Genomic DNA, 12,906 nt, shown 5'->3' on the forward strand with positions numbered 1-12,906 from the left:
AAAATTTTTAAACATAGCTTGCCAAGATCACAAGATCAAGATAAATAATGAGCATGAATTATGAACAGCCCACCTCTTCATCTGTGGCTGTTATTATTTGGGTAACGGTATCTGGACAACGATATTTGAGCAACAATATTTGATTCCATTTTTTAGGATCTGCCTAATCTACTAATAATTGGCTAATTGGCAGCGATCGATTACAGAAATTGCCGATAACCGGAATAAAAAATATAGTTGCAGAATAGGCTCAGCAAGTCTGTTAAACTTACTTGGTTCAGTATTTTGCTAGATTAGCTGAATTAATAGCGATTAATAGCGATCGGCCAAGGTAGTTACTTAGAACATGAATCCATCCCGAATTATCGAACTTCTGCGTAGTGGCGAAGCCAACCAATCAGCCCTGGTTCAAGGCTGGGTCAGAACTAAACGCGAATCGAAAGAGCTAACCTTTTTAGAAATTAATGATGGCTCCTCGCTCAAGGGTTTGCAAATAATTGTTGGCAAAGACTTGCCCGACTACGCAGATATTATTAAACAAATTACCACTGGAGCCTCGATCGCGGTTGCTGGGCAGCTTGTCGATTCTCCGGCCAAGGGGCAACGGATCGAAATGCAAGCAGACCAAGTAACGGTTTTTGGCACGGCTGACGCAGAGCAATATCCACTCCAAAAGAAACGCCACTCCTTTGAATTTCTGCGCACGATCGCCCATTTGCGGCCACGCACCAATACCCTGGGCGCAGTATTTCGAGTAAGGAATGCCTGTGCCTATGCGATCCATCGTTTTTTCCAAGAGCGCGGTTTTATTTGGGTACATACACCAATTATTACTGCCAGTGATTGTGAAGGGGCAGGCGAGATGTTTGCGGTCACGGCGATGGACTTGGCGAATGTAGCCAAGGTAGATCCCAAAGCTACGCCTAATGTAGCCAATCAATCCAGTCAATCGGTAGATTTCAGTCAGGACTTTTTTGGCAAGCCCACCTTCTTAACCGTGAGTGGTCAGCTAGAAGCAGAAATCATGGCGATGGCATTTAGCAATGTCTATACCTTCGGCCCCACATTTCGGGCGGAAAACTCCAATACTTCGCGCCACCTGGCGGAATTCTGGATGATCGAACCGGAAATGGCCTTTTGCGATCTTGAAGGTGATGCCGATCTGGCCGAAGCATTTCTTAAATATATTTTTAGCTATGTGCTGGAAAACTGCCCCGAAGATATGGCGTTTTTCCAACAGCGGATCAACGATCAAGTGATGAGCAATGCTGAAAAGATCATCAATGAAGAATTCGAGCGGATCAGCTACACCAAGGCGATCGAAATTTTGCTAGCCAGCAGTAAGCAATTTGAGTTTCCGGTTGAGTGGGGCATTGACCTGCAATCGGAGCATGAACGCTATCTGGCTGAGGATCATTTCCAAAAGCCGGTAATTATCATGGACTATCCGGCTGGAATCAAGGCTTTTTATATGCGCCTGAGCGATGAAAGCACCGACAAGCAAACCGTACGCGCAATGGATGTGATCGCGCCGGGGATCGGTGAGATCATTGGCGGATCGCAACGGGAAGAACGCTTGGACATTTTAGAAGCCAGACTCAAGGCCAAGGGGCTAGATCCAGAGGAATACTGGTGGTATTTGGATCTACGCCGCTATGGCACTGTTCCCCATGCTGGATTTGGCCTGGGCTTCGAGCGCTTGGTGCAATTCATGACCGGCATGAGCAATATTCGGGATGTGATCCCATTCCCACGATCGCCCCAGAATGCTGAATTTTAGCGCCACTTGAGTAAACAAATATGACAGGTAAGCTCTATGGCGTTAGTGTTGGCCCCGGTGATCCGGAATTAATTACCCTCAAAGGCCTCAAAGCAATCCAATCCGCTGATGTGGTGGCGTTTCCGGCGGGAAAAAATGGTAAGCCAGGGATGGCCGAATCGATCGCCCAGACTTATTTGCAGCCCCACCAGGAAAAATTACCGCTAGAGTTGCCCTATGTTCAAGATCCAGATGCCCTAACCACAGCCTGGGCTGTAGCAACAGATCAGCTATATGAGCATTTAAGCCGCGATCGCCGTGTGGTTTTTATCAGTGAAGGTGATGTGAGCTTCTATAGCACTTTCACCTATTTAATGCTGACCTTGCGCGCCAGAGACACAGCGATCGAAATTCAAACTATCCCTGGTGTATGTTCACCATTGGCTGCCGCTGCTGAGTTGGGCTTACCGCTGACAATCTGGGCGGAAAAGCTGGCGGTTTTGCCCTTGTTGCACAATTTAGCCGAATTGGAAACAGCGCTAGATTGGGCAGAGACAGTGGTATTAATGAAGGTGAATCGCTATTACCCGCAGGTATGGCAGATTTTGCGATCGCGGCAACTCTTGCAAAATAGCTCCGTAGTAGTTCGGGCAACCTCAAACCAGCAAAAAATATATGCCGATCTGACAAATTTGGCCGATCTCTCGCTTTCTTACTTCTCTGTACTGATTGTTAGGCGATCGCAGCAATGGTTTAATAGTAGCTAGTGAAAATAAATATTTATTTAATGTTTAGTTAGCATAGAGTTATCTCTAGGCAGTTGGCGATCGGTTAATTAGTATTTTTACGCTAGGTCGAGCCAGACTCATTAACTAGGGCGATCGATCCTAAGTAAAGAGTAAAGTGAGTAATGCTGGCTAGTTGATATTCATACTCTTGACCAAGCGATCGGCCGAGGTTTTAAACAATTCGGCAATTAGGGTCACTCAAGCTAGATTTAATTTGAATCAATCTGCCGATCTCTGATCAGTCGTATTTGTCAACTGTGCTACCAGAACTACTCTTTAACTTAACTAAAACTTAACTAATTTAGAAAATGAATGGCAGTAAGGGTATTTAGTTGCTAGGGCTTTCCGGTTAGTTAGCTCGATCGCCTATTTATCTATTTATCTATTCCCTGGCCAACATTTAAAATCAAAATATTAGACACTATCCCACCTACATAGAGTTGAATTTAAATTAACCAATGGCATCAATTAAATTCGTCAACGAAGATAAAATCGTATTTGCAACCGACGGAGCAAACCTGCGCCAGAAAGCGATCGAAAATGGGATCGATATATATAAATTTGTTGGTAAATTGACCAATTGCGGTGGTTATGGCCAATGCGGCACTTGCATTGTGGAAATTAATGAAGGAATGGAACACCTTTCACCCCGCACCAACGCTGAAGATCGCAAACTTAAACGCAAGCCAGACAACTATCGCCTTGCTTGTCAAACCATGGTTAATGGTGATGTTTCGGTTACTACCAAACCATGATTTATCGATAATTTATCCATTGGTGGATAACCGAACCAATAGTATTAGTGATCAGGCTACAGATCTTTGTAATACTAGGTTAAATTAAGATAATCGATCTCAAACAGCAAGCTACTACGGCAAATTTCCTATGGCGCGTGATTACTACGAAACCCTTGGAGTGTCTCGTAACGCAACTCAAGAAGAAATTAAACGGGCTTACCGACGGTTGGCGCGTAAATATCACCCTGATGTAAATCAAGAGGTTAGTGCTGCCGATCGCTTCAAGGAAATCAACGAAGCCCACGAAGTGCTATCCGAACCAGACAAGCGCTCTCGCTACGATCGCTTTGGTGAAGCGGGTGTATCCGGTGCTGGGGCAGGCGGCTTCCAGGACTTTGGTGATATGGGTGGTTTTGCCGATATCTTTGAAAGCTTCTTTAGTGGATTTGCGGGTGGCGGTGGTGGAACAACTACCAGGCGGCGCAGCGGACCTACCCGTGGTGAAGACCTTCGCTATGACCTGAAACTAGAATTCCGTGAAGCGATCTTTGGTGGTGAAAAACAAATTCGCATCTCTCACCTCGAAACCTGCGATACCTGCAAAGGTTCTGGCGCAAAACCTGGCACTAAACCCCGCACTTGTACCACTTGCGGTGGCAGTGGTCAGGTACGCCGCGCTACTCGCACCCCATTTGGCAGCTTTACCCAGGTTTCAACTTGCCCCACTTGCACTGGCACTGGGCAGATGATCGAGGATAAGTGTGAAACTTGCGGCGGCGTAGGCTTGAAACAGGTCACCAAGAAATTGAAAATCACAATCCCCAAGGGGGTTGATAGTGGTACGAGGTTGCGGGTTTCCGGCGAAGGTGATGCTGGCCAAAAAGGCGGCCCCCACGGCGATCTCTACGTTTACCTGTTTGTTCAGGCTGACCAGGAATTTGAGCGCGAAGGCATCAATATCCTCTCCACGGTGCGAGTTAGCTATTTGCAGGCAATTCTGGGTGACAAAATTATTATTAATACAGTGGATGGCGAAAAGCCACTTACGATCCCAGCGGGAACCCAGCCAGGCACGGTTCTGACCCTGGAAGGATTAGGGGTGCCAAAATTGGGTAATCCAGTGGCCAGGGGCGATCATTTAGTGACCGTCAAAATAGAAATCCCCACCAAGGTGAGTGGTGAAGAACGGGAGGTGCTCGAAAAGCTGCTGGAAAAGCATCGTAAGGGAGCAGCCAAGGGCGGCATTGAAGGCTTTTTAGGAGGAATCTTCCACCGATGAGTGAATCAATCGCCGGATCAGCCCCTGATCCATCGCCTAAGCCATCGCCTGAATCATCCCCATCGATCGACCTGCGGGGTGTTCCCTGTCCGCTGAGTTTTGTGCGAGCAAAGCTGCGTCTGGAAAAAGTGCCCCCTGGTCAAATGGTGGAATTGTGGCTGGATGCTGGTGAAGCGATTGAACAAGTCCCGAACAGTCTGGCCATAGAGGGACATAAGATTCATTCCCTGGTTGAGCGCGATCGCTATTATGCGCTTACCGTTGAGCGGGTGTGAGTAAGCCTAAGACCTCTAAGACCTTAGTTGGTACTGTGCTGGCGGTGCAGGCGAATTTCTATCGGGTTAGTCTGCTTGGCGAACAAGATAAGGCTACTGGTTTAGATCTTGAATTACTTTGTATTCGTCGCAGTAGACTCAAAAAAATTGGCCAGCGGGTTTGTGTGGGCGATCGGGTTGTGGTTGAATCCCCCGATTGGCAGGGACAACGGGGCGCAATTGGCCAGGTTTTAAGCAGGCGGAATTTGTTGGCGCGTCCACCGATCGCCAATGTCGATCGTGCCCTATTAATGTTTGCGCTCAGCGACCCCGAACCAGATGCCTATCAGCTCAGTCGTTTTTTGGTCAATATTGAGGCTCAGGGTCTAGAAATTTGCCTAGCCCTCAATAAAAGTGATCTGGTCAGCCCAGAATTTACCCAAACCTGGTGCGATCGGCTTAAAAGCTGGGGCTATGCTCCAATCGTGATCAGCACATCTCAGCAAACCAATATTGAACAACTGCGTCGATCGCTCACCCAAGGCATCACCGTGGTTTCGGGTCCCTCTGGGGTGGGTAAATCCAGCTTAATTAATCTACTCATCCCTGATCTAGAGCTGCGTACTGCCCAGGTATCAGCTCGATCGGGGCATGGCCGCCACACTACCCGCCATGTGGAATTATTCGACTTAAATGATTGCAATCATAATTTGAATTTAAATTTAAATTTAACTCCGGCCAACCCGAACCATTCCCATCGTGATCAACCGCTACCCCAACAACCCAGCTTGATCGCCGATACACCGGGTTTTACCCAACCAGCGATTGCCTGTAGCTCCATTCAACTGGCTAATTGTTTTCCTGAAATTAGGGCAAAACTAGACCATGCGCCCTGCCAATTTAATGATTGTCTGCATCAAGCAGAACCTGGCTGTGTAGTGCGGGGGGATTGGGAACGCTATGACCATTATTGTTTATTGCTGGCGGAAATTTTGACCCAGGAAGCCAAGCAACAGGCGATCGCTAATCCGGATCAAAGCATCAAAGAGATGAGTGGAGTAGGTGGCCAAGCGCAAACAGAGCCACGCCTGCAACAGAAAAAATATCGTCGCACCTCTCGCCGCCGCCAGCAGCAGGAATTAGAAGACCTGTATCAAGAAGAATTAGAAGAACGGTAGCCCAAATTAGCTCATAAAAAATGGTGGTATGGAAGTAAGGATTTTTAGCGCAGGATGCTTAATTTAGTATTGCTCCTGCTAGATATGATCACATCTGGTGGACTACCAAAAATAAAAATAGCAAAGGCGATCGCATTACTTAAGCAAACACACGATCGCCAATTTAGCCTATTAAATTTTAGATTTTTAGATTTTTAGATTTAAATCTAAACTAATGGCTTGATTTCCTTAAAAGTTTGATATGCCTCTTCAGGGTGATAAAGATGGCATTGCGAAATAATGTCGTTCATTAAAGCCCAGGAAAAAGTTTGCTCTTGCAAATATTCTCCCCAGTTTTCCCGTAAGCTCTGATGCACTAATCGCAGATTGTAAGATGGAATTGCCACCGAAATATGGTGGGGCACATGCACATTAATATCATGACAAAGCAATTCTACCCATTTGGGATAAACGCAATGCACTGTGCCTGATAACTGAGCGATCGCCTCATTCCAGGTTTCTGCAGGTTCAAATTGAATATTCTTGGCGGTGTGGTGTACCAAGGTAAAGGTACTCATCCAGAAATGATAGATCAACCAGGGCACCACCCAAAACTTCACCAAGCCCCAAATGCCCACCGTTGCAATCATGGTAGGGAAAAATACAGCGCTGAATAGCAAAACCACCGTAGCCGATAGTTTAATTTTATCCTGCTCACGTTTGGGCACCATTGATGGATTAAAGTGGTTGACTGCCCAATGCGCGATCGAACCAATCCACCAAAAATACTTGCGAATCGCCCGATAGAAAAATTGCAATGCACCATTGCCAGCGCTATATGAATCAACCGTCCAGGGCTCCCAGGCATTGTCAACCTCTAGCTTGTTGGTATGTACATGATGGCGATCGTGCTGTACCCGCCAACCGTGGAATGGATAAATCAGGGGCAGCATCATAATATGGCCAACCAGGTCATTAACCCAGATTTTTTTGGCAAAGGAGCGATGGGCGCAATCATGGCCAATCACAAATAAACCAGTGAGTGCTGTGCCCGTAAACAGCCAGGCGATCGGTAACAGGTACCAAGGTGCATAAAAAATGCCTAGATAACCCAGGGCAACCGCTGTAAGGGTCAGTGCCACTTGGCTCCAGGCTTTGCGCCTATTCTTCTGGAAATATTCGCGCGGGATCGTGCCAATAATATCTTTTAGTTTAATGTTCGCGTTGCCAGCAGATTCAGCAACCGGCTGTGTAATATTAGTGGTGGTCATTAACCAGATTAAATCTCCAAAGGATTGACTGTTTAAGCAGAAAATTCTGCATGTAAAAATAGCACTACCAATAGTAGTGAATCGATTATTTAACTAGAAATAAGTAAAATACTTAGCCAGCCCTATTAACGCTACATGAAAATCGCAACCTTGCAACCATACTTGTAATAGATTTAATTTGGCTGGGAACAAGATTTTACCTATGGTTAGAGATGATTTATGCCAAATGCCCTGGATTAAACCTCTGGATTAAGCCCCAGGAGCGATCGAATTTGTCAAATTGTTGATATTCACGTTGGCATTCGGCCAGGGGGACGTAATGCTTAGCAAATAAAATTTGAACTAATCTTGTTCCGGCTAGACTGGGTTCAGTTATAGTAACTTTGTTGATCGCTAGGTGCTTGGGAAGAGTAAAAAAATAAATAGTTCGCATTAACCAGAGCTAAATTGAACACATGTTATTTTCCGTTGTAATTCCGACCTGCCACCGTAACGACCTGTTGGCGAATTGTCTCGATCGCCTCGCTCCTGGCAGTCAAACCACATCAGCTAGCTACGAAGTGATTGTTAGCGATGATGGTAGTGACTCAACCGCTGAGGCAATGATGAAAGAATATTATGCCTGGGCTAAATGGGTCGCTGGCCCCCGCCAGGGTCCTGCCGCCAATCGCAACAACGGTGCTAGCTATGCCCAGGGAGATTGGTTGGTATTTACCGATGATGATTGCATCCCTGAACTAAACTGGCTCGAAGCCTATGCCAATGCGATCGTTGCCAACCCAGAAAGTCAGGCTTTTGAAGGGGCGATCCACCCCTTAGGCGATACAGAGATAGATATGGCAAATTGTCCTGTAAACTTGGCTGGGGGGAATTTTTGGTCTGCAAATATTGCCGTCAAAACTAAGACATTTCAGCAAATTAATGGGTTCGATCCAAGTTATCCATTAGCTGCCTATGAAGATCAAGATCTCTATCTGCGTCTGAGTGACTTAACTGCGATCCCGTTCATATCCCCATCAATAGTCGTTCATCCGGTGCGGATCACTCCGCTAAGTTACGCTTTAAGCCTCAACCGAATCGTGCAACGTTCTGCTTCCTATGCCTATCATGTCAACAAACATAGCAAAGTGTTGGGCTATGAGAGCAATTTAAAATTCATGCTAATGTACTGTAAGTATCGAGCTAACAGGGTAATCTACGGTTTACGTGAACGGAAGGCAAAACGCTTCCTAGTGGCAATTTTTCTAATGCTAGTGAATACACCACTTACTTTGTATTACCTATTTAAATTTAACGATCATCGTCGGGGGCGGAACTAATGAAAATGCCTAACTTCCTGATTATCGGTGCAGCTAAAGCAGGAACTACAGCTTTGTACTTCATGTTGAATCAACACCCTGAGATCTACATGTCGCCGATGAAGGAGACCAATTTCTTTGCCCTTGAGGGAAAAACACTTAACTTTAAAGGTTTGCATGGTCTTCCTGATGGAGTTAATAACATCTCTGTAACTAAGATCGAAGATTATCAGGCGCTTTTTGAGTTCGTGCCCGATCGCATCAAAGCGATTGGTGAAGCTTCTCCTTCCTATCTTTACTTGCCGGAGACTCCCAAACGGATTAAACATCATATTCCCAATCCCAAACTGATTGTGATCCTGCGCAATCCAGCGGAAAGAGCGTATTCGGCATTTGTGTTTAAATCCTGGAAAGGGGAAGAACCGTTCTTAGATTTTGCAGAAGCCCTCACACAAGAAGACCAGAGGATCAAAGATAACTGGACTTGGGGATGGCACTACAAGAATATGGGCTTTTATTACGAGCAACTAAGTAGATATTTTAATGAGTTCGATCGATCGCAAATCATGGTTTGCTTACATGAAGATCTACAAAAACGTCCTCAAGAGACATTGCAATCGATCTATGATTTTCTTGAAGTCGATCGTAGCTTTGTGGCAGATTCGGACACCAGATACCATTCAACTGGCGGTCTGCCTAAAAATAAATACTTACACAGTCTCGTTACCAAATCTATGGAGACTGCTCAATCGATGAAAGTGGTATTAAAACCACTAATTCCTAAAAATTTGCGATTGCCGCTCTTTTATTTGCTTAATGATGTTAGGAGGAGTAACTCCCAAAAACAGCCTCTGCCGCTAGAAATCCGGAAGCAGTTAATTTCGGCATATCATGACGATATCTTGAACCTACAAGAGCTAATTCAACGTGATCTGGAATCATGGCTAAAAATTGAGGAAGCAAGCTTAGTTTAGCTTTTGCCTTATTAAAGTAGGTATCTATCTATCCTGGTTAACTGCTTGATCCTGATACATCCCAAATCAGAAAAGAGTGATTCCCCTCACAATTATTGTGTTCAAGTAGTAGCAACAGCCCAAAATGAATATCTCCAAAATCATCTATGCATTGCCGCGCTTTTTTAGAAGGCATAGTACAGTCAGGCTTTTACTTGGTTTATTTCCCAACTCACAAATTCAACTGGTTCGCTTTAATCAAGATTCCGCTCAGTTGTTTGCCAATATTACCGATCCACGGATTAGAAATTACTTTGTTAAAAGTGAATTTGATCAGGCGCACTTTTTTGATGTGGCGATTCCTTTCCTAGCTAAAGGTGGCGTTTTCTTTGATGTTGGTGCAAATTTTGGCTTCTGTAGTTTTGGGGTAATGGGAGCGTTACCACAGGTAGAGATTAAGTATCATCTATTTGAGGCTAATGCCGATATATATAGTGCCTTGGGACAATCGGCTAGTTTATATACCGATTATACCGATCGCCAAATTGTTATTAATCATTGCTGTGTAAGCGATCATGAAGGTGTTTCTAAATTAAATATAGTTGAAGATCATTTGGGAGCATCGTTTATCTCTGAGCAGGGTAATTACCAAATCAAAAATCTGGTGATTGATAACTATGTGGAAAATTCTAGCATCAACAAAATCAATTTCATGAAGCTGGATATTGAAGGGTGGGAACCGCTGGCGATCAAAGGGGCAATGCGCACAATTCAAAATGGCACGATCGATGCCATCTACACTGAAGTCATCGATCAAAACCTGAGTAGATCTGGCTACACAAGCGCAGCATTTATTGACATGCTTAAAGCCGGGGGGTTTGAATTGTTTTACTTCAAGCAATCTGACCTTAACCACTTATCAGACTCTTATTTGGGCGATCGTTTTAGCCTGGATATCAATGGCTACCCAGTTGCGCTAGCAAAATTAAAAGGCTTCCCAGCAGAGCATCATAGCGACATATTAGCAATCCACAAAAATTCTGGATTTATTTAGTTAGACTAAATTCTAAAATCATTGCCAAGGAATCTACTCAAAAGCATGCCATGGTCACTATGCAGCAAGATGATAATAATCTCGATTGGGGGCAAGACATTTGCATCATTTCCTATACCGACTTTAATTTCATGCCTGGGGTTTATGCCCTGTTTAATAGTGCAATTTCCAATCGTTTCAAAGGCGAGTTCAAGATTTTAACTAATGATGAGGTCGTAGTTAAAACTACCCCCAAACATCCGCAACTGTCTGTACTACAATTCGATCGATTTGATGGCACCTATTCTTCCAGCATCCATAGACTAAATGCTCTGCCGCTGTTAACCGATGGCAATTATCTCTTTTTGGATGCGGATATTGTGTTTGAAAGACCATGCGGTCATTTGTTCGCGCCCCTGAAGGAAGGGATTATTGTTAGTACCGAACCCGAACCTAAATATGATAACTACGATGTGCGTGTTTACAATCAATGTGAACAGTTAGGCCTGTCGATCGACGATCTACGCCCCTATGACTACATCAATTGTGGCCTGTTAGGATTTTCATTGCCCAGGGATAGAGAGGTGGTCAATCGCTGGACAGAACTGTCCTGTACCCATCTCACTGGTATGCTGAAGACTTGCTGCGATCCCTATGCCGTTTTCCACTTTCAACAGGATATTCTGAATATTATTTTGCGTGAGCAGGGTCGCAAATTATATTCAATTCCCAGTCGGGTGCTGGACTTAGCTAATTTCTCCACCATATTTTTCGATCGCCCTTTCCCCTATCCCCGTCAAGGCGATTTAAGACCTGCGGATCAGGTTAAATTCATTATTCATGGTGCATCCCTGCGCCGCCCCTGGCTTAAGCCCAAAATCCTTGGTTCCCTCAAGCAAAAGCTGGTCAATGCGCTTGAGCCTTATGGGGTGGGTGCATGGTATCGCGGTGCAACCCCCTATGAAAGAGCCTGGGCATATTATGCTTGCTCAGAAGATATGCCGATTCCGCTCTCGGCCTGGGCTTCACAACATGGTTTTACTGCCCATAAAAACTGGCTCTGGCGCAAAGCCCATGGACTTGCTTAGGTAAGTAAAAAGCTAAACAGCTAAAAAACTAGATGAATTGGAAAAGAAGGCTGCTCGAAACGATCGTCTGGTCGATCGCCCAGGCTACACCTCGATTAACCACGGTGCCAGCTCAACCGGAGTCAATTCTGGTGTTGCGCAATAATGATCTCGGTGATGTGTTAGTTATTACGCCATTGTTTGCAGCCCTGCGTCAGCGTTTTCCCAATGCTCAGATCGTGGCGGCGGTGGGTAAATGGAGCAAAGATATTTTGCAGGGCAATCCCCATATCGATCGGGTTATGCCAGTAACTGCCCCCTGGTATAACAAATTTACTGCCGATCAGAGTCTGGCTGCAATTTGGCGCTATTTATTTACTGATCATGAGTTGAAGCAAATCAAACAGCAAAACTTTACGATCGGCATTGATATTTTTGGCAGTCAATTTGGCTCCCTGTTTATGCTCCGGGCTGGTATTCCCTATCGCTTGGGGGTAAAGGGGTTTGCCGGAGGCCACACGGCTACGCAGCAATCGGTAAACTATAATCCCTGGGAGCAGGTGGGGCGATCGGCGTTGCGATTTGCCGAACTCCTGGGAGCCAGCGAAATCCCTGAAGCCAGACCCCAGCTTTTTTTGACTAGTTCAGAACAGCAAGCGGGGCAACAAATATGGGCTGATCTAGAGGCTAAATTTAATCAGGGGGGCGATCGCAATGATCCCTTGCCATCATCAGCATCAGACCAGGTATCTCAATCCAAAATTAAACGAATTGTGATTAGTCCCGGTGCTGGGTTTGTAGAAAAAGCCTGGCCATTAAACCATTATGTTGAATTAGTTAAAATTCTATCTGCCTCAAATCAAACTCAGGAACAAGCTCAAGCACTCCAGATTTTGATAGTAGGTGGCAAGGGCGATCGCATCGCGGGCGATCAAATCGCAGCAGTAGCCGATCAGGTGGTTAATCTAGCCGGAGATTTGGCCTTGCGGGAAACCTTTGCCCTGGTTAGTCACAGCGATCTGGTGGTTTGTAATTCCAGTATGCTAATGCATGTGGCCGCAGCTTTTTCGATTGCCAATGTGGTGCTGTTGGGCGATTTCTTTCCGTCGGCTAAACAACATGCAGCCCAGTGGGGCTATGCAAAAACTTGCTGGGTCTATGGCAAAGAAACCGACGATCGCAATGATATTTATAATCCAGTTGAGGTGGCAGCGATCGTAACTGGTTTACTAGAAGTTTGCTAGATTGAATGCGATCGCAACAGATGCCAAGCTACTTTCAAAACTAATCTCAATACTTAACTTAAGTTC

General features: G+C 45.3%; 13 protein-coding genes. 11 read left to right on the forward strand and 2 right to left on the reverse strand.

Translation table 11 applies throughout. The features are described from left to right. Positions 1 to 346: 346 nt before the first annotated feature. The 6 genes from asnS to rsgA all read left to right on the forward strand — a co-directional run bounded on the left by asnS (position 347) and on the right by rsgA (position 5,995). On the forward strand, positions 347 to 1,780 hold the full coding sequence (gene asnS, locus PSE7367_RS14285) for an asparagine--tRNA ligase (protein WP_015166066.1): 1,434 nt from the start codon (positions 347 to 349) through the stop codon (positions 1,778 to 1,780). A 20-nt stretch (positions 1,781 to 1,800) separates the two neighbouring features. Then, positions 1,801 to 2,526 (forward strand): precorrin-2 C(20)-methyltransferase, encoded by a 726-nt coding sequence (locus PSE7367_RS14290; protein ID WP_015166067.1) that lies wholly within the window; start codon positions 1,801 to 1,803, stop codon positions 2,524 to 2,526. A 479-nt stretch (positions 2,527 to 3,005) separates the two neighbouring features. Beyond that, on the forward strand, positions 3,006 to 3,302 hold the full coding sequence (locus PSE7367_RS14295) for a 2Fe-2S iron-sulfur cluster-binding protein (RefSeq protein WP_015166068.1): 297 nt from the start codon (positions 3,006 to 3,008) through the stop codon (positions 3,300 to 3,302). A 130-nt stretch (positions 3,303 to 3,432) separates the two neighbouring features. Then, positions 3,433 to 4,563, forward strand: coding sequence for a molecular chaperone DnaJ (gene dnaJ, locus PSE7367_RS14300; RefSeq protein WP_015166069.1), 1,131 nt, complete (start codon positions 3,433 to 3,435; stop codon positions 4,561 to 4,563). Next, a complete protein-coding gene (locus tag PSE7367_RS14305) occupies positions 4,560 to 4,838 on the forward strand; it encodes a sulfurtransferase TusA family protein (protein WP_015166070.1) in 279 nt (92 codons plus the stop codon). The genes dnaJ and PSE7367_RS14305 overlap by 4 nt, the downstream gene beginning before the upstream one ends. Further along, on the forward strand, positions 4,835 to 5,995 hold the full coding sequence (gene rsgA, locus PSE7367_RS14310) for a ribosome small subunit-dependent GTPase A (protein WP_015166071.1): 1,161 nt from the start codon (positions 4,835 to 4,837) through the stop codon (positions 5,993 to 5,995). The genes PSE7367_RS14305 and rsgA overlap by 4 nt, the downstream gene beginning before the upstream one ends. Positions 5,996 to 6,201: 206 nt before the next feature. Here rsgA and PSE7367_RS14315 read toward each other — a convergent pair whose 3' ends face one another. Continuing rightward, entirely contained in the window at positions 6,202 to 7,245 is a 1,044-nt protein-coding gene (locus PSE7367_RS14315; RefSeq protein WP_015166072.1) for a fatty acid desaturase, read from the reverse strand. 217 nt (positions 7,246 to 7,462) lie between these two features. Then, positions 7,463 to 7,678 carry a hypothetical protein gene (locus PSE7367_RS14320; RefSeq protein WP_015166073.1) on the reverse strand — a complete coding sequence of 72 codons (216 nt, stop codon included), beginning with the start codon at positions 7,676 to 7,678 and terminating at the stop codon, positions 7,463 to 7,465. Between the two features lie 22 nt (positions 7,679 to 7,700). Here PSE7367_RS14320 and PSE7367_RS14325 point away from each other — a divergent pair, with 22 nt between their 5' ends. The 5 genes from PSE7367_RS14325 to PSE7367_RS14345 all read left to right on the forward strand — a co-directional run bounded on the left by PSE7367_RS14325 (position 7,701) and on the right by PSE7367_RS14345 (position 12,840). Continuing rightward, the gene (locus tag PSE7367_RS14325) at positions 7,701 to 8,564 is read left to right on the forward strand and encodes a glycosyltransferase family 2 protein (protein WP_015166074.1); all 864 of its coding nucleotides are present in this window, start codon (positions 7,701 to 7,703) and stop codon (positions 8,562 to 8,564) included. Next, positions 8,564 to 9,517, forward strand: coding sequence for a sulfotransferase family protein (locus PSE7367_RS14330; protein ID WP_015166075.1), 954 nt, complete (start codon positions 8,564 to 8,566; stop codon positions 9,515 to 9,517). The genes PSE7367_RS14325 and PSE7367_RS14330 overlap by 1 nt, the downstream gene beginning before the upstream one ends. 124 nt (positions 9,518 to 9,641) lie before the next feature. Then, positions 9,642 to 10,550 (forward strand): FkbM family methyltransferase, encoded by a 909-nt coding sequence (locus PSE7367_RS14335; protein WP_015166076.1) that lies wholly within the window; start codon positions 9,642 to 9,644, stop codon positions 10,548 to 10,550. A gap of 50 nt (positions 10,551 to 10,600) precedes the next feature. After that, complete coding sequence (locus PSE7367_RS14340; protein WP_015166077.1) at positions 10,601 to 11,617, forward strand: hypothetical protein; 1,017 nt, start codon at positions 10,601 to 10,603, stop codon at positions 11,615 to 11,617. A 32-nt stretch (positions 11,618 to 11,649) separates the two neighbouring features. Further along, complete coding sequence (locus PSE7367_RS14345) at positions 11,650 to 12,840, forward strand: glycosyltransferase family 9 protein (protein WP_015166078.1); 1,191 nt, start codon at positions 11,650 to 11,652, stop codon at positions 12,838 to 12,840. Positions 12,841 to 12,906: the final 66 nt, after the last annotated feature.

The organism is Pseudanabaena sp. PCC 7367 (assembly GCF_000317065.1).
Classification (GTDB): domain Bacteria; phylum Cyanobacteriota; class Cyanobacteriia; order Pseudanabaenales; family Pseudanabaenaceae; genus Thalassoporum; species Thalassoporum mexicanum.

Excerpts from the sequence above, each read along its gene's own strand:
- PSE7367_RS14320 (WP_015166073.1), bottom strand. The coding sequence starts at position 7,678 with ATGCGAACTATTTATTTTTTTACTCTTCCCAAGCACCTAGCGATCAAC.
- PSE7367_RS14325 (WP_015166074.1), top strand. The coding sequence starts at position 7,701 with ATGTTATTTTCCGTTGTAATTCCGACCTGCCACCGTAACGACCTGTTG.
- PSE7367_RS14315 (WP_015166072.1), bottom strand. The coding sequence starts at position 7,245 with ATGACCACCACTAATATTACACAGCCGGTTGCTGAATCTGCTGGCAAC.
- PSE7367_RS14290 (WP_015166067.1), top strand. The coding sequence starts at position 1,801 with ATGACAGGTAAGCTCTATGGCGTTAGTGTTGGCCCCGGTGATCCGGAA.
- asnS (WP_015166066.1), top strand. The coding sequence starts at position 347 with ATGAATCCATCCCGAATTATCGAACTTCTGCGTAGTGGCGAAGCCAAC.
- dnaJ (WP_015166069.1), top strand. The coding sequence starts at position 3,433 with ATGGCGCGTGATTACTACGAAACCCTTGGAGTGTCTCGTAACGCAACT.
- PSE7367_RS14335 (WP_015166076.1), top strand. The coding sequence starts at position 9,642 with ATGAATATCTCCAAAATCATCTATGCATTGCCGCGCTTTTTTAGAAGG.
- PSE7367_RS14345 (WP_015166078.1), top strand. The coding sequence starts at position 11,650 with ATGAATTGGAAAAGAAGGCTGCTCGAAACGATCGTCTGGTCGATCGCC.
- PSE7367_RS14295 (WP_015166068.1), top strand. The coding sequence starts at position 3,006 with ATGGCATCAATTAAATTCGTCAACGAAGATAAAATCGTATTTGCAACC.
- PSE7367_RS14305 (WP_015166070.1), top strand. The coding sequence starts at position 4,560 with ATGAGTGAATCAATCGCCGGATCAGCCCCTGATCCATCGCCTAAGCCA.
- PSE7367_RS14330 (WP_015166075.1), top strand. The coding sequence starts at position 8,564 with ATGAAAATGCCTAACTTCCTGATTATCGGTGCAGCTAAAGCAGGAACT.
- PSE7367_RS14340 (WP_015166077.1), top strand. The coding sequence starts at position 10,601 with ATGGTCACTATGCAGCAAGATGATAATAATCTCGATTGGGGGCAAGAC.